Here is a 15263-nt window from a genome sequence, read left to right as displayed (position 1 = left end):
TATATGACCAAAATTATCGCCGTTACCGCTTGCCCGTCTGGCGTCGCCCACACCTATATGGCCGCCGAATCACTGGAGAGCGCCGCTAAGGCCAAAGGCTGGCAGGTCAAAGTCGAGACCCAGGGCTCCATCGGCATTGAGAACGAGCTGACCGCAGAAGACGTCGCCAGCGCCGATATGGTGATTCTGACCAAAGATATCGGCATCAAGTTTGAAGAGCGTTTTGCCGGTAAAACCATCGTGCGCGTCAACATCAGCGACGCCGTGAAGCGCGCCGAAGCCATTATGAACAAAATCGACGGCCACCTTTCGCAGAATGCCTGACTGAATGCACGGGGCGCGGCCTGCGCCCCGCAAAATAACATGGAGTTTGTCATGACCAATCGCACTCAACGCTTAAAAGATCGTCTGTTCGCCAACCCGCGCGAAATCTCCCTCGAGCGAGCGCTGCTCTACACCGCCAGCCATAAACAGACCGAGGGGGAGCCGGTAATGATCCGCCGGGCGAAAGCGACCGCATGGGTCCTCGATCATGTGCAGATTTCGATTCGTGATGATGAACTGATTGCCGGCAACCGTACGATCAAGCCGCGCGCCGGGATCATGTCGCCGGAAATGGATCCCTACTGGCTGCTCAAGGAGCTGGACCAGTTCCCGACCCGCCCGCAGGACCGCTTCAACATCAGCGAAGAAGATAAGCGCATCTACCGCGAAGTGCTGTTCCCCTACTGGGAAAATCGTTCGATGAAGGATTTCATTAACGCCCAGATGACCGATGAAGTGAAGGCCGCCGTCAGCACGCAGATTTTTAGCGTCAACCAGACCGATAAAGGCCAGGGACATATCATCATCGACTACCCTCGCCTGCTGGAAAACGGCCTCGCCGCGCTGGTGGCGGAGATGAAAGCGGTGAGTCAGCGGCACCCGCAGAACAATTTTTATCAGGCGGTGCTGATCCTGCTGGAAGCCTCCCAGCGCCATATTCTGCGCTATGCGGCGCTTGCCGATGACATGGCCGCCGTCTGCGGCGACGGGCAGCGGCGCAAAGAGCTGGAGACCATCGCGGACATCTCCCGCCATAACGCGGTGCACCGCCCGGAAGATTTCTGGCAGGCCTGCCAGCTCTTCTGGTATATGAACATCATTTTGCAGTATGAATCCAACGCCAGCTCCATCTCGCTGGGCCGCTTTGACCAGTACATGCTGCCGTACTATCAGGCTTCGCTGAATCGCGGCCAGGATCCGCAGTTTCTTCAGGAGCTGCTGGAGTCGCTGTGGGTGAAGTGCAACGATATTGTCCTGCTGCGCTCCACCAGCAGCGCGCGCTACTTCGCGGGCTTCCCGACCGGCTATACCGCCCTGCTCGGCGGCCTGACCGAGACTGGCCGCAGCGCGGTCAATATCCTGTCGTTTTTATCCCTCGACGCCTACCAGAACGTTCGCCTGCCGCAGCCGAACCTCGGCGTGCGGGTCAACGAACTGGTCGATCGCCCTTTCCTGCGCAAAACCGCCGAGACCATTCGCCTCGGCACCGGCATTCCGCAAATCTTCAATGATGAAGTGGTGATCCCGGCGTTTCTCAACCGCGGCGTCTCGCTGGATGACGCGCGGGATTACTCGGTGGTTGGCTGCGTTGAGCTGTCGATCCCGGGGCGCACCTACGGCCTGCACGATATCGCCATGTTCAACCTGCTGAAGGTGATGGAAATCGTGATGCTGGAAAACGAAAGCAACCCTGACATCACCTGGGACGGGCTGATCGGCCAGATCCGCGACAAGATTCGCTATTACATTAGGCTGATGGTCGAAGGCAGCAATATTTGCGATATCGGCCACCGCGACTGGGCGCCGGTTCCCCTGCTCTCTTCCTTTATTGAGGATTGCGTGCAGCACGGCCAGGATATCACCGAAGGCGGCGCGCGCTATAACTTCTCCGGGGTCCAGGGCATCGGCATCGCTAACCTCAGCGACTCGCTGCACGCGCTTAAAGGGATGGTGTTTGAGCAAAAAAGGCTCAGCTTCGCTGAACTGATCGCGGTGCTGAAAGCCAACTTCCAGACGCCGGAAGGGGAAAAAATCCGCGCGCGCCTGATCAACCGCTTCGAGAAATACGGCAACGATATTGACGAAGTGGACAACATCAGCGCCGATCTGCTGCGCTTCTACTGCAAAGAGGTAGAGCAGTACCGCAACCCGCGCGGCGGTCGCTTTACGCCGGGCTCCTATACCGTCTCTGCCCACGTGCCGCTCGGCTCGGTCGTCGGCGCCACTCCGGACGGACGCCTGGCCGGAGAGCAGCTGGCGGACGGCGGGCTCTCGCCGATGCTCGGCCAGGACGTGCAGGGGCCGACCGCGGTGCTTAAGTCGGTCAGCAAGCTGGATAACTTTCTGCTCTCCAACGGTACGCTGCTGAACGTCAAATTCACCCCGGCGACCCTTGCCGGCGACGGCGGCCTCAATAAGCTGGCCGACTTCCTGCAGGCATTCACCAGGCTGAAGCTGCAGCATATTCAGTTCAACGTGGTTAACGCCGATACGCTGCGCGAAGCCCAGCAGCGGCCGCAGGATTTTGCCGGCCTGGTGGTGCGCGTTGCGGGCTACAGCGCCTTTTTCGTCGAGCTGTCGCAGGAGATTCAGGATGACATTATCCGCCGCACCGCGCATCAGCTGTGAGGTCCTGGAAACGCGCGCCGATAAGGCGCGCATTTTTAATATCCAGCGCTACTCTTTGAATGATGGTCAGGGGATCCGCACCGTCGTGTTTTTTAAAGGCTGCCCGCATACCTGTCCCTGGTGCGCCAATCCGGAGTCGATCTCGCCGCAAATTCAGACCGTACGCCGGGAGAGCAAGTGCCTGCGCTGCTCCCGCTGCCAGCAGGACGTGGTCGAGTGCCCTTCCGGCGCGTGGCAGCAGATTGGCCGCGACGTCACCCTCGATAATCTGCTTAAAGAGGTGCTGAAGGATGAGGTCTTCTTCCGCGCCTCCGGCGGCGGCGTGACCCTGTCGGGCGGCGAAGTCCTGATGCAGGCCGAATTCGCCGCGCGCCTGCTGCGCCGCCTGCGCGAATGGGGGATCAGAACGGCGATTGAAACGGCGGGCGATACCGCCTACCGCCGCTTTTTTCCGCTGGCGCAGGCCTGCGATGAAGTGCTGTTCGATCTAAAAATCATGGATGAAACGCTGGCCCGCGAGCAGCTGCGGATGAATATGCCGCGGGTGCTGGATAACTTTACCCGTCTGGTGGAAGCGCATATTCACGTGATCCCCCGGGTGCCGCTGATTCCGCGATTCACGCTTGATGAAGCGAATTTCCGCCGGATTCTGGCGTTTTTGGCCCCCTTTAAGCTGCCGGAAATTCATCTTCTGCCGTTCCATCAGTACGGCGAACCCAAATATCACTTACTGGGAAAAAAATGGTCGATGTCGATGATTAAAGCCCCTGCAGAATCTGAGATTCAACCATTCAGGACGCTGGCCGAACGGGCCGGTTTTAGCGTGACCGTCGGCGGATAACGCCAGGAGGATGCTATGGATTTCAATATCGTTGCCGTCACGGCCTGCGTCAGCGGCGTCGCTCACACCTATATGGCTGCCGAGCGGCTGGAAAAAGTCGGCCACCAGGAGAAATGGAATATCAAAATTGAAACCCAGGGCGCGCTGGGGGTTGAGAACAAAATAATGGCCGACGATATCGCCCATGCCGATGTCGTTCTGCTGGTGACGGATATTGAAATTGACGATGCCGGACGCTTTAGCGGCATCCGCACCATTAAGACCAGCATCAAAACCTTTCTGCTGCAGCCGCAGCAGATTGTCGACGCGGTGAAATGCATTATGAAAAAGCCGGTGGTTTATCTTGAGATCCCGTGAGTACACCGGTGATTTTGTCGCCCGGGCAAGGCGCTTGCGCCGCGGCCCGGGGAAATAGCACCGCGCCCGCTCAGACTTCCCCCGGTCGCGCTGCGCTTACCGGGGCTACAGGTTCACCGCCGTTTGCCGTTTTGTAGCCCGGGCAAGGCGCTTGCGCCGCGGCCCGGGGAAATAGCACTTCGCCCGCTCAGACTTCCCCCGGTCGCGCTGCGCTTACCGGGGCTACAATTCCATGCGATTTTTACGCCACGCCCAGCAGCCATTTCTGCGCGGGCGTCAGGCGGCTGGCGGTTTCCGGCGTCAGCCAGCGCTGCTGATCCTGCTGCGCGGTATCCGCCCTGTCGATATATAAACCGTGCAGCACGCGCCTTCTGCTGCCGACGCGGTTGCGCGTCCCGCCGTGCCAGGCGTGGGCGTTATAAATCATCACGCTGCCCGCCGGCGCGGCGAACACCACCTCATCAGGATGCGCCAGCTCCGGGTCATCCAGCACCTCTTCCGGCAGCTCCGGACGCAAATGGGTGCCGGGAATAATGCGCGGCGCGCCGTTTTCAGCGCTCAGATCATCGATAGCCCAGATGGTATTCACCAGATGCACTTTCGGAAAATCGTGACGCGGCTTTTTCCAGTCCGCATGCAGCGGCTGATGGCCGCCGTTGAACAACGCTTCCCGCGCGTTCAGGCTGGAGACTTTAAAATCCCCCTGAAAAACATGCCGACAGGCGGAGAGAATCAGCGGATGGGACCAGACCTTTTCCCAAATCGCGCCTTTGTTAATCAGGTTGGCGATGCGGGTTGCCGTCGCTTCCTGGTGGTGCTCGATCGCCAGATTATCGCCCTCTCTCTCGACGATGGCGTCGATAAGCGCGCGCATCGCCGCCAGCCACTCCGCGTCCACCACGTTATGCACGACGGTGTAGCCCAGGGTATCCAGCTCCTGTTTCATTGCCGGGCTCAGCGCAACGTTCGCCCCCAGCGCATCCAGATAAACCGCAGATTGTTGTTCCATATTTATATTCCTTAACTTATCGATAACACAAAACAAACTCTAATCGGCGGCGGGCGGGAATACATGAGGGCAAAACTACGAAAAACTGGACGAGCGTACGCGGCAGGGAAAAGTGTGATGGCCATCAAAATCCAGCTTTTTCCCCCTTCCTGCAGGGCAATCATTAGCCAAGCCGCCTGACACAGAACAAGCCTGCGCAGATAAAATAGATTATAATCAACAGGATAATTGCTCTCTTCTAAGGCATACGGAATGATTGACGATCTGGCGGATATTTTAAATCGTTTAGTAAATCAGAAAGATAATCTGCACGTCAGGTTCCCCGACCCGGATATCTCCGAGCCCGCGCTGGCGTTTAAGGTGCCCTTTCCACGGCTGGAAATTGTGCTTGAGGGTGAGCTTAAGGAGAGCGGGCTGCCGCTGTCGGAGACAATGCTCTCCGCCTCGCAGGTGCTCTACGTTCAGGCGGGTAAATGGACGCTGCCGGAATGGACCGCGCCGGCGTCGACGTTAAGCATTCTGTTTGGTCGCCAGAAGCTCGGGTTTTGCGTTCAGCACTGGGACGGCAAGCAGCTGCGCACGGAAAAGCAGAACGTCGCCCGCCTCGGACCGCGCGTGGGCTCCTACCTGCTGCTGTCGCTCAATGAAATCTGCCTGCAGCCGGACCCGGTTACCGCCAGGCTGGTGGTCGCGGCCCTGTTGAGCCACTGCCTTGAGCAGCTGGTCGGGCTGGAGATGCGCGTCAGCCGCAGCCGCGATCTGTTTCTGGCGGTACAGGATTATCTCGAAGAGCATCTCACCCAGCCGCTGACCCGCGAGTCGGTAGCGAAGCGCTTTCATATTACGCCCAACTACCTGTCGCATATATTCCAGAAATCCGGCTCCGTCGGTTTTAATGAGTTTCTCACCAGCGTCCGCCTGGAAAAGGCGAAAAAGCTGCTGCGCGGCTACGACCTCAAGGTCAAAGAGATCGCCCACAACTGCGGTTTTGTCGACAGCAACTATTTCTGCCGGGTGTTTAAACGCTACACCGAGCGCTCGCCTTCCGAATATCGTCGCCACTGCCGCAGCGCGCAGCAGGGCTGACTCAGACGGCCCACTCGACCCGCCCGCGACCGTTATTTTTCGCCTTATAGAGCGCGTCATCGACCTTTTTAATAAACAGGTTCTGCGGCTCGTCTTTATGGCGCAGACCGACGCCAATGCTGATCGACAGCGGGTTATCGTGGTTGATCAGGATCGCGCGGGCGTTTTGCAAAATCGACTGCGCCAGTTCATCCACTTCCTGCGCCGACAGGCCATCGACAATAATGGCAAACTCTTCTCCGCCAATCCTCGAAGGCAACACCTTATCGCTGGTAAGCTTCGCCAGCTGTTTGCCAAGGGCAAACAGCACTTCGTCCCCCACCAGATGACCCCAGGTGTCATTAATTTTCTTGAAGTAGTCGATATCCACAATCATCAGCGCCAGCCTGCGCCCCTCCTTCTCGCGAATGGTGTCGATAAAAAAACGACGGTTGGGCAGCTGGGTCAGCTCATCCTTGAGCGATTGCGAACGCGCGTCGACGTACAGGAGATTGATGCGCTCAATAATTTTGTAGACCCCGACCGCGCTCAGCAGCATGCCGGACAGGCGCAGCAGATCTTCGCAGTAGTACCCCATCCAGCGCGGCTGGTGGAATATTTCGTCCATCAGATCGAACGTACCGCCGGCAATCCACAGCAGCAGGCCGTAGCGTACCCAGTTAACCGCCACGTGGTTCATCCGCACCTTGGTCGAACTCCAGAGCATAAACAGCAGAAATAGCAGCGCCAGCAGATCGATATACATCCCTGGATTGGTCAAAATTTCGCGCCACGGCCCCAGCGGCGGCGAGACGAACGCGCACAGGCTCGATACGGCGACGATCGCCAACATTGCCGGAAGAATATGCGTTCGAGAGATAGAGGAAGAGGGTTGAATATGGATGTTTTTTTCGCGTTCGGGCATGGTCAGGTCTCATTACAGCGCGGCTTGCCGGGTTTTTAGCATAGCAGCGCAGAGCGTTTGCGCGAACTGTAAAGGTGCGATACCGGGCGACGGGCGCGGACTTCCACCTATCCCATGCTCCGTATGAGATGAAATTGTTATCGAAGCGGGTTCGCGCAAGCGCGAGAGTCTGGGAGCAGAGGATTGCATCAGCAGGCGATGGGAGAATATTCATCAAAGCCACGCCGGGGTCAGGGATAAACTTCATAAACCGCAGGAAGCCCATCGTAAAATAAGGGTTTCCGCGCCGTTTTTGCATTTCCATACCAACTGGCTGAATCGGGATTGCCATTATTTATCTGCCACAACTATGCTGATAGTACCCGCCTCATCAGCCGTGTCCTGCCGGTTAAGCGCTAAATATAAGGTGTCGTTATGGCCATTGATCCGGAGCTCTTATATATAGAAATCCTGGAGACTATTCTGATGGCGGCGCTGGATCCCCAGTTCTGGAAACCCGCGCTGCAGAAACTATCGTTACTGACAGGACATCAGTACGCGGCATTGCTTTATTATGATAAAGGTAATGCGCATCTCATGACGGATTCATTACTCTTTGATGAAAAAGTCTTTACGGCCTATCGGGATGTCTTTCTGGCAATAGATCCTGCCGAAAAAATATTGACGGGGTTACCTGTAGGACAGATGTACAGAGACAGGGAGTTTTTAGGGGATAAATTTATTGCTAACAGCGTTTATTATAATGAATTTCATCATCCTAATGATTTGAATTATCTGACCAGCGTCAAATTGTGTACCGTCAACGGTTATTCCACGTATTTATCGCTGATGACGGCTAATGAAGCCAGCTATCCGCAGATGGTACAATTTGACCGGTTCCGGCGTCTCATCCCGGCGTTAATTTCCGCCAGCCAGCTTCATGCCAGATTTGAACAACTTCGTGACACGATTAAATATCAGAGTGCCGTTATGGATAACGGTATCTACCCGGTCTGGCTGGTGGATCGCGCGGGGAAAATGCTTTACGCCAGCACCCAGGCCGAACATTACCAGCGCGCGAACCACAAAGCGATCTGGTCTGTCGGCGCTGACACCCTAAGCCTGAATACGGACAGCAAAAAACTGCGGCATGCCATTGAACAGGCCACCCGGACGGAGGCGCGTCCGCGGGCAGGATTATGCTACACCGCCGGACGGCAGCCAAAACCGATTCTGGTCATCCCGTCCCCCAGCATTCCCGGTACGACTTGCATTATCATCCCTGAACCCTTCCTCAGCGGCAGCGCGCTCATGGAGCTGTTTAATGTCAAACCCGCCGAAAATGCGGTGGCAGAGCTGCTGCTCAGAGGGATGACTGCGGATGAATGCGCCATGCATCTGGGCGTCGCCATCACCACCGTCAGAACCCATCTGAGCGCGCTTTACCGAAAAACGCATACCCGCAATCAGTCCGAGCTCCTGCTCATTCTCAGGGCTATTTATCGCTGATTTATTTTGCTCGCTCATTCATTTGAATGAATGTGGATGCCATGACCACCATTATACTGAACCTTATACGCGGGGCCGCGTATCATTAAACCACGTGGTTTTTGCTTGCTGCCAGCCGGTCCGGAGAGCACGTCAGCAACCGGCTTGCCTGTGGCTTTTCATAAAACCCGCTAAAGAGAGGCGGTGGAGGTCAGAAAAAAGAAATCATCTTATCGGCATAGCAAACGGGAATAAGCGAGTATCCTGTAGTCAGTAGAAATATCCGCGTATATGACTTTATCTTCGCATGCCACATATAAATAAACTTTATATTGGTGAGGAATATACTTATGTTTTTGCTAAAAAGACGCACATCAGCATCGGCAATCGTTTTGTTTTTTCTCTCTGCCGCAGTTCACGCTAATGATGTATCCTGTCAGGCTCAGCAGCCCTGCGGTGATAGCATCGACAACTATTTAATTTACCTTGTATTTTTCATCGTTATTTTTGGTACCTTGCTTTCTATTTTAGTCATCCGCAAGTCGCTTCCTGAAGCGTGGTCTTTAGCCGATGCGCTTTCGGAAGACGTTGAATTATCCGCTACCGAAGAGGTTAAAACCACCACGGACGGCACTGATACCGTGACAAAGAAACCGCTTTATGACGTTGCGGGCAAACCGCTTCTGGTCAAAGAGATGAAAGCCAGTTCGAGCCGGCTCATTGCACTAATCGGCATGCTGGTTATTTTGTTTATGTATATTGGCTTCGGCTCGTTATTGCTACTTGATTTTGGCCACAATAGAAAAATATCCAACCCTGATGCTCTGGGTGAAATCATTAAATTCCTGATAGCCGGGATGACATTATTTGCGCCTTACCTGGTAAATAAAGCTTCTTCTCTCTTTCAGGGCTTAACCTCGAGTAAATAGACCTAAGACACTATCTCAATATTCGTCACCGTCATGAAGGAGAGTTTTATGGATACTATCAACAAGCGTATATTCATCGCGACTCGCTATCCCGTCAGCACGCAGCATGGTCGTCCACCGATAGCGTTTTTAGAACAGTTAGTCGATACTTTAAATGCTTTACCTGATGAGGTTTTTGCTGAAAATAAGCTTCATGATATCTATGCCGTAATGAAAGGGGCTTTAGGGCCTTACACCAGCCTTTTACACCGTAAAGCCGTCATGTGTGAAGTGCTTCGCGTTCAGGCGGGGTTTGAATCAGACTGGCGCTGGGATGCCGGCGTTGATTCCAACAACGCTCGTTCACAGGCTCATATCGAAAGCGAAGAAACCGGGGCGTTTCAGGTGTCATTTGACAGTATCGGCAATGGAAAGGCGGAACTCCGGAATTTTGCCAAACAGCATGACATTGATACCGCTGAAAATTTCATTACAAAAATGAAAACAGACCACCCGCTGGCGATAGAGTATTGTGCCCGATTGTTGCGTTTCAGCACCAGCTGGTGCGGTACCATCGTAAACCCCGCGATGGTTATTTCTCACGTGCGACGTGATGCCGTGGAGGAATTCCAGACATTTGTTACGCTACATACGCCTCAAGTGATGTTTGCCGATAGCATCGCGCCGCTGAGCGACAAAGAAAAAATGCTCGACGTAGTCAATATTGCCAAAACGCCGCTTCGTTATGAAAACGTTCAGGCCGTCGCTGCGATTGAGCTTTTCAAATTAGCCCATGAGCAGTGGCCGCATGATGGTTGCGCCCTGAACCTGGCTAACCTGTTACAGGCCGGAGGGATTGCCGTTCCCGATATTACGCAGGCATTAGCGTTGGGCAACTATCTTCGTGATAAACGACAATGGGAAGTCATTTCTGTGGGTGAACAACGGCCCGGCGATGTCGGCTCCACCTGCGGTCCCGCGGCGCGCCACGGTTACGATCATATTTATCTGGTTCTGGAATGCGAAGGTAACGACATAATGCTCATTGCCGATAATCAAAAACCAGTCCCTCATCAACGACTAGCCAGTGGAAATGGCAAAACACCCACAACATTCTTTTTGCGGCCAGTCTGATTCAACACGGAAAAACTTACCGCGCTTTGAATCCCACCGCGGCATCGCTTTCGGGATTACGCGGGCCGGGAAGCCCGGACCGGGATGTGCCGCCTCCGGGCCTCCCGGCGTTTCCGGCCTGCGTCGCGAAAAACCGTAGGCCCGCTCATTCTCGTTAGCTGACCAGCCTCAGCCCTCTCGCGACAATCCTTTTAAACTCTTCACAATGCCTATGCTCCGGCTGCGTGCAGCGCGCAGCGTGCTTCAGCCCGCGGCTTAACAGCCGCAGCCTGCGAATGGTGGCGTCAATCTCTTTTGCGCGCTGGTGTAGCTGCGCCCGGTCTATCGCTAACGCTGATGCGGTACCAAACATCGCAGCAAGTTCATCCAGAGTGAACCCTGCCGCCTGCCCCAGCGCAATGAGCTGCAGCTTATTGAGCACATTTTCATGATACTGCCTTCGCAAACCATTACGGCCAACAGGCTGAATTAACCCCTTTTTTTCGTAATACCGCAAGGCTGAGGGGGTAACGCCTGAGAGGTCGGCAATTTGTCGGATATCCAGCGCTTTCATCGTTGACTTAAACCTCGCTTTAAGTTGCACACTGGCTACCAGCCTGTCATTGATTGGAAAAGGAGTACACCCTGGATACGATTATTGTTGTTAAAACTGTCATAACGGGTATGGGCGCGACGCTGATTATGGATTTGTGGTCATGGTGTCAAAAAGACCTCCTCAAGATACCGCCGCTGAACTATGCCCTGGTCGGTCGCTGGATATTATGGCTATCCAGAGGAAAGCTTCGCCATCGCACCATCGTCTCAACGCCGGAAATCGCTGGGGAGAGGCTTACCGGCTGGGTATTTCACTACCTGACCGGGATCGTTTTTGCTTTTGTCCCTCTGGTACTGTACGGCGCCGTCTGGCTGGATGTCCCCTCGCTTACGGGAGGCCTGCTGGCAGGCGGGTTAACGTTATTTGCGCCGTTCATCATTCTTCAGCCCGCATTGGGCTTCGGCATTGCGGCGTCGCAAACACCTCGCCCGTGGCTGGCTCGCTTGCTAAGCGTGCTCACACATCTGGCCTGGGGATTCGGGCTCTATATCGCGGCACTGGCTATCAGAGCGTGGGCTTAGCCGGACAACGGTGGTCGCTGGGTACGCATAGCCGCATAGAGGGAGCAGAGTTCTTGCAGGCTGTTGGTCCCCATACGCTTCATCAGCCGGGTACGCTGGACGCTGACCGTGGACGGGCTGACCCCGCGAATACGGGCAATATCATCCAGAGAATGGCCGCGTAAGCTGAGCCTCATGATCTGTTGCTCGGCATGGGTAAAATTAAACGTATCGGGCAGATAAGCAACGCTCTGGTTCTGGGCCGATAACAGGCCCATCACTTTTAACGCCTGACGCAGCTCTTCGACCGTCAACCTCTCTGACAAACAGAGCTTTAACAGGCCCGGAAACAGCCGGTTGATGGCCTCAAAATGGCGCTCAGAGGTGATGAAGATGGCGTAGTGCTCCGGCGGATGGCGAAAGAACAAAGTATATATCTCCTGGATATCCATCCCGCAGGTGACATACACGCAGTTGCTTAATCCCGCATCCGCGCCATCGCTCAGCTCCTGCACTATATTCTCAACGCCAGAAATAAATACACGATCCTTTCCATGAATAGTCATCTTGAAGTCCCGAGGTTACCGTCTTTTATTATCCTTCCATATGGACGCTTTTCTGAGAGTGTTATGTCGTCAGTCTGGCAGATCAATACCGCCCTCTTTTCCGTTTAGCTTTCGTTTAGCTAAAAGGGATTGGCAGTACTGGCTTCGGTTTAACCATTGAAACCATCGAAGTATTTTTAATTCTTAACAAATTGAGCGCTTAAAAATATAGGAATAAGATTACCGTCAATTCACAAAAAATCCTTATATTCGCAAATAAAAACGCAAAATAAACCCAAGAAAACCACCCAACACGCTGATTTAAAAGAATAATTAATTATTAGGATTATCTTTATAAATGACATAAAAAATATTTACCCTCTATTTTTAATATTCAGATCTCGATCTCAAAACATCATTTCATTTTGTGTAAAAGTAATTTTCAATAAAATTACAGGTGGTACTAATTAGTCATCGCCAGGGAATAAAGAATAATGTGTGGTGAATCCCCCTAAGCGGCGGGGTCATGCTGAATTGAGGAATACCCTCATCGACGTTTCGTTTTTATAGACGAATCAGGAAGTCAGCGCCTGATTCACCGGGAGGCACCCGGCACCACACTACCATCTAATAATTTCATTTGTATCGTTCTGCCTGCTTTACGGCAGGTAATTTCTTGTACCTTTGGAAAATAAAAAAAGTAGAGGCACCCTATGTTTCGTTCCTTATTATTAGTCACGATCCCTTTTATCAGTATTGCTGCCCACGCGGTGACATTTGATTATCGTCATGAAACCAATGACAAAGCCGGCAATAATCATAAAGACAGACTGCTGATGTCTCACCGTTTTGCCAATGGCTTTGGCTTGTCGCTGGAAGGGAAATGGAAAGGTTCACAGGATAAAAATAAAGCCTATGATGAAACCGTCAGTAACGGCACCGAAGTGGTGGCGAGCTATGTGCATAAAATAAATAAAACCTTCCAGATTGAGCCCGGCTTCTCTCTGGATACCAGTTCGTCCTCAAACAACTATCGTCCCTACCTGCGCGGTAAAGCGAATCTGACCGACGATGTCAGTGCCTCATTGCGCTACCGACCTTACTACAAGCGCAATTCAGGCAATATCGGCACGTCTAAAGACACCTCGGAGAACGGATATAATCTGACCAGCGTTCTTTCCTGGAAATTCCTCAAAGATTATCAGCTCGATTATGAACTGGACTATAAAAAAGCCAACTCCGCGGGGGTTATTTTAGCGGATAACGAAAGCTATGACTGGACCCATGATTTTAAGTTGACCTATAAATTTGATAAAAACTGGTCTCCTTATATGGCCATCGGCAACGTTTCCGGCAGTAAAGCCACCGATGAACGCCAAACGCGTTATCGCGTTGGTGTGAAATACTCCTTCTGATAACTTCCTGTCAGCCAGATAATAAATAAGGGTTTTATTAAACCCTTATTTTCATTAAGAGGATAATAATGAAAATTGCAAAAATCACCCTGGCATTGGGCGCTCTGAGTCTCTTCTCACTGAGTGCTGGCGCCCAGGAGAACGCGCGCCTGAGCAGCGTAAAGCAGTTCGCTGACGTCGTGCTGGATAAAGCGGGAGATCGGTACGGCCATCACTCTCCTCTGCTGGCCAATGGCGTGGATCCTCGCACCGGCAAGCAAATGGAATGGGTCTTTCCGGACGGTAAAGTGACCGTGCTGTCGAACTTCTCGGCCCAGCAAAACTTGATGCGGGTGCTGGTAGGGTTAAGCAACCTGACCGGCGAAGCAAAATATAAGCAGCGGGTCGCGAAGAATATTCGCTACTACTTTGACCACTATCAGGACGCCAGCGGGCTACTGCTGTGGGGAGGCCATCGCTTTGTTGATTTGAAAACGCTGCAGCCTCAAGGCCCGAGCGAAAAGGAGATGGTCCATGAACTTAAGAACGCGTATCCCTATTACGACATGATGTTTGCCGTCGATGACAAGGCCACCGCGCGCTTTATCAAGGCTTTCTGGAACGCTCATGTTTACGACTGGAAAACGCTGGAAACCAGCCGTCACGGGGAGTACGGCAAAGCGATGGGCGCGCTCTGGCAAAGTGATTTTGTCCAACAGCCGCCCTTTTTCGCCACCAAGGGCCTGAGCTTTCTCAATGCCGGCAATGACCTTATCTACTCCGCATCGCTGCTCTATCAATACGATGGTGACGCTGGCGCGCTGAGGTGGGCGAAGCGTCTGGCCGAACAGTACGTTCTGCCGCGAGATAAGAAGACCGGGCTGGGCGTCTACCAGTTTACCCAACCGCTAAAACGCGGCGACACCACCGATGACAGCGACACGCATTCGAAATACGGCGACCGCGCGCAGCGGCAGTTTGGCCCCGAACTGGGCCCGGACGCGCTGGAGGGCAATATGCTGCTGAAGGGCCGGACCAGCACGCTCTACTCAGAAAATGCGCTGATGCAGCTTGCCCTGGCAAAATCGCTCGGCAAAGACGGTGACGATCTCAAAAAATGGACCCTTGATGGCCTCAAGGCCTTCGCGACCTACGCTTACGATGAGCAGAACAATACCTTCCGCCCGATGCTGGCCAACGGTACGGATCTCTCCGGCTACGTGTTAAAACGCGATGGCTATTATGGGAAAAAAGGCACGGTGCTCAAAGCCTATCCGGCGGGAAATGAATTTCTTCTCTCCTACGCCCGCGCCTGGACGCTTGAACCGGATCGTGCCATCTGGAAAGTCGCCCGCGGCATCGCGAAAGGCCAGGGTTTAGGCGATATCGGTGAACCCGGCGGCGCGAACCGCAGGCTGAATAGCCAAACGGAGAACCATCAGCCGTATGCGATTTTCGCGCTTATCGACCTGTGGCAGGCCACCGGGCAGCAGGACTATTTGACGCTGGCGGATCGCATCGGCGCGAACATCATCAACAAGCAGCGCCTCAACGGCTTTTTTGTCGATGACCCTGAGGCCGAATATGCCAGTATCGATAGTATTGCCCCCTATGCGCTTCTCGCCCTGGAAGCCGCCTTCCGCAACACGCCGGACGCGGTGGCGCCGTTCCTGAACGGCGCGGGATTCACCGAGGGTGCTTATCGGCTGGCTGACGGGACGGTTCGCTACTCCACCCGAGATGACGAGCTGTTCAGGCTCAGACCCGGCGAACAGCTTAAACCGAACGGCAAAAGATAAAACAGGCCCCCACCGTGGTGGGGGTTGCGCTATGCCCGGTTTACCAGAAGC

The 15263-nt window shown here is 54.0% G+C and carries 15 protein-coding genes and 1 pseudogene; 12 read left to right on the top strand and 4 right to left on the bottom strand.

The window, feature by feature from the left end:
• Positions 1–3 precede the first annotated feature (3 nt).
• Genes ACESQ2_RS05350 through ACESQ2_RS05335 form a run of 4 tightly spaced genes read left to right on the top strand, consistent with a single transcriptional unit; the run spans position 4 to position 3871 of the window.
• The gene (locus tag ACESQ2_RS05350) at positions 4–324 is read left to right on the top strand and encodes a PTS fructose-like transporter subunit IIB (protein ID WP_032693406.1); all 321 of its coding nucleotides are present in this window, start codon (positions 4–6) and stop codon (positions 322–324) included.
• A gap of 51 nt (positions 325–375) precedes the next feature.
• Complete coding sequence (locus tag ACESQ2_RS05345) at positions 376–2673, top strand: formate C-acetyltransferase (RefSeq protein WP_373170211.1); 2298 nt, start codon at positions 376–378, stop codon at positions 2671–2673.
• The gene (locus tag ACESQ2_RS05340) at positions 2639–3514 is read left to right on the top strand and encodes a [formate-C-acetyltransferase]-activating enzyme (RefSeq protein WP_373170210.1); all 876 of its coding nucleotides are present in this window, start codon (positions 2639–2641) and stop codon (positions 3512–3514) included. Before ACESQ2_RS05345 ends, ACESQ2_RS05340 begins: the two co-directional genes overlap by 35 nt.
• A 15-nt stretch (positions 3515–3529) precedes the next feature.
• Positions 3530–3871: a PTS fructose-like transporter subunit IIB gene (locus ACESQ2_RS05335; RefSeq protein ID WP_224254878.1), complete on the top strand. Its 342-nt coding sequence runs from the start codon at positions 3530–3532 to the stop codon at positions 3869–3871.
• 241 nt (positions 3872–4112) lie between these two features.
• Here the strand turns inward: ACESQ2_RS05335 and ACESQ2_RS05330 are convergent, their stop codons facing one another.
• The gene (locus tag ACESQ2_RS05330) at positions 4113–4880 is read right to left on the bottom strand and encodes a phytanoyl-CoA dioxygenase family protein (protein ID WP_373170209.1); all 768 of its coding nucleotides are present in this window, start codon (positions 4878–4880) and stop codon (positions 4113–4115) included.
• Positions 4881–5132: 252 nt separating this feature from the next.
• Here ACESQ2_RS05330 and ACESQ2_RS05325 point away from each other — a divergent pair, with 252 nt between their 5' ends.
• Entirely contained in the window at positions 5133–5966 is an 834-nt protein-coding gene (locus ACESQ2_RS05325; RefSeq protein WP_014228781.1) for a helix-turn-helix transcriptional regulator, read from the top strand.
• Position 5967: 1 nt separating this feature from the next.
• On the opposite strand, the gene ACESQ2_RS05320 is transcribed toward ACESQ2_RS05325, so the two are convergent.
• Positions 5968–6870, bottom strand: a complete 903-nt coding sequence (locus tag ACESQ2_RS05320; protein WP_046877418.1) for a GGDEF domain-containing protein — start codon at positions 6868–6870, stop codon at positions 5968–5970.
• A 1209-nt stretch (positions 6871–8079) separates the two neighbouring features.
• On the opposite strand from ACESQ2_RS05320, the pseudogene ACESQ2_RS05315 reads away from it, so the two are divergent.
• The 4 genes and pseudogenes from ACESQ2_RS05315 (at position 8080) to ACESQ2_RS05300 (ending at position 10379) form a co-directional block, all read left to right on the top strand.
• Positions 8080–8284, top strand: a pseudogene (locus ACESQ2_RS05315) (hypothetical protein).
• A complete protein-coding gene (locus tag ACESQ2_RS05310) occupies positions 8242–8358 on the top strand; it encodes a hypothetical protein (protein ID WP_260456420.1) in 117 nt (38 codons plus the stop codon). The pseudogene ACESQ2_RS05315 and the gene ACESQ2_RS05310 overlap by 43 nt, the downstream one beginning before the upstream one ends.
• A 329-nt stretch (positions 8359–8687) precedes the next feature.
• Positions 8688–9266, top strand: coding sequence for a hypothetical protein (locus tag ACESQ2_RS05305; protein ID WP_373170208.1), 579 nt, complete (start codon positions 8688–8690; stop codon positions 9264–9266).
• Positions 9267–9314: 48 nt separating this feature from the next.
• Positions 9315–10379: a hypothetical protein gene (locus ACESQ2_RS05300; protein ID WP_373170207.1), complete on the top strand. Its 1065-nt coding sequence runs from the start codon at positions 9315–9317 to the stop codon at positions 10377–10379.
• Positions 10380–10533: 154 nt separating this feature from the next.
• Here the strand turns inward: ACESQ2_RS05300 and ACESQ2_RS05295 are convergent, their stop codons facing one another.
• Positions 10534–10932 carry a MerR family transcriptional regulator gene (locus tag ACESQ2_RS05295; RefSeq protein WP_049071303.1) on the bottom strand — a complete coding sequence of 133 codons (399 nt, stop codon included), beginning with the start codon at positions 10930–10932 and terminating at the stop codon, positions 10534–10536.
• An 83-nt stretch (positions 10933–11015) separates the two neighbouring features.
• Here ACESQ2_RS05295 and ACESQ2_RS05290 point away from each other — a divergent pair, with 83 nt between their 5' ends.
• Positions 11016–11495 carry a DUF2938 family protein gene (locus ACESQ2_RS05290; protein WP_077259594.1) on the top strand — a complete coding sequence of 160 codons (480 nt, stop codon included), beginning with the start codon at positions 11016–11018 and terminating at the stop codon, positions 11493–11495.
• Here ACESQ2_RS05290 and ACESQ2_RS05285 read toward each other — a convergent pair.
• Positions 11492–12040, bottom strand: a complete 549-nt coding sequence (locus ACESQ2_RS05285) for a helix-turn-helix transcriptional regulator (RefSeq protein WP_046877422.1) — start codon at positions 12038–12040, stop codon at positions 11492–11494. The genes ACESQ2_RS05290 and ACESQ2_RS05285 overlap by 4 nt on opposite strands.
• A 692-nt stretch (positions 12041–12732) precedes the next feature.
• On the opposite strand from ACESQ2_RS05285, the gene ACESQ2_RS05280 reads away from it, so the two are divergent.
• A complete protein-coding gene (locus ACESQ2_RS05280; protein ID WP_025106232.1) occupies positions 12733–13434 on the top strand; it encodes an oligogalacturonate-specific porin KdgM family protein in 702 nt (233 codons plus the stop codon).
• A 68-nt stretch (positions 13435–13502) separates the two neighbouring features.
• On the top strand, positions 13503–15212 hold the full coding sequence (locus tag ACESQ2_RS05275) for a pectate lyase (protein WP_373170205.1): 1710 nt from the start codon (positions 13503–13505) through the stop codon (positions 15210–15212).
• Positions 15213–15263: the final 51 nt, after the last annotated feature.

The organism is Klebsiella sp. Q11 (assembly GCF_964241505.1).
Lineage (GTDB): Bacteria > Pseudomonadota > Gammaproteobacteria > Enterobacterales > Enterobacteriaceae > Klebsiella > Klebsiella michiganensis.
The sequence above is the reverse complement of the archived record's forward strand: the minus strand, read 5'-3'. Positions and strand labels throughout refer to the sequence as shown.

What these genes read in the sequence shown, in the direction of transcription:
- ACESQ2_RS05285 (WP_046877422.1), bottom strand. Translation starts at nt 12,040, where the DNA reads ATGACTATTCATGGAAAGGATCGTGTATTTATTTCTGGCGTTGAGAAT.
- ACESQ2_RS05330 (WP_373170209.1), bottom strand. Translation starts at nt 4,880, where the DNA reads ATGGAACAACAATCTGCGGTTTATCTGGATGCGCTGGGGGCGAACGTT.
- ACESQ2_RS05340 (WP_373170210.1), top strand. Translation starts at nt 2,639, where the DNA reads ATGACATTATCCGCCGCACCGCGCATCAGCTGTGAGGTCCTGGAAACG.
- ACESQ2_RS05300 (WP_373170207.1), top strand. Translation starts at nt 9,315, where the DNA reads ATGGATACTATCAACAAGCGTATATTCATCGCGACTCGCTATCCCGTC.
- ACESQ2_RS05335 (WP_224254878.1), top strand. Translation starts at nt 3,530, where the DNA reads ATGGATTTCAATATCGTTGCCGTCACGGCCTGCGTCAGCGGCGTCGCT.
- ACESQ2_RS05280 (WP_025106232.1), top strand. Translation starts at nt 12,733, where the DNA reads ATGTTTCGTTCCTTATTATTAGTCACGATCCCTTTTATCAGTATTGCT.
- ACESQ2_RS05345 (WP_373170211.1), top strand. Translation starts at nt 376, where the DNA reads ATGACCAATCGCACTCAACGCTTAAAAGATCGTCTGTTCGCCAACCCG.
- ACESQ2_RS05325 (WP_014228781.1), top strand. Translation starts at nt 5,133, where the DNA reads ATGATTGACGATCTGGCGGATATTTTAAATCGTTTAGTAAATCAGAAA.
- ACESQ2_RS05320 (WP_046877418.1), bottom strand. Translation starts at nt 6,870, where the DNA reads ATGCCCGAACGCGAAAAAAACATCCATATTCAACCCTCTTCCTCTATC.
- ACESQ2_RS05275 (WP_373170205.1), top strand. Translation starts at nt 13,503, where the DNA reads ATGAAAATTGCAAAAATCACCCTGGCATTGGGCGCTCTGAGTCTCTTC.
- ACESQ2_RS05295 (WP_049071303.1), bottom strand. Translation starts at nt 10,932, where the DNA reads ATGAAAGCGCTGGATATCCGACAAATTGCCGACCTCTCAGGCGTTACC.
- ACESQ2_RS05305 (WP_373170208.1), top strand. Translation starts at nt 8,688, where the DNA reads ATGTTTTTGCTAAAAAGACGCACATCAGCATCGGCAATCGTTTTGTTT.
- ACESQ2_RS05350 (WP_032693406.1), top strand. Translation starts at nt 4, where the DNA reads ATGACCAAAATTATCGCCGTTACCGCTTGCCCGTCTGGCGTCGCCCAC.
- ACESQ2_RS05310 (WP_260456420.1), top strand. Translation starts at nt 8,242, where the DNA reads ATGCATCTGGGCGTCGCCATCACCACCGTCAGAACCCATCTGAGCGCG.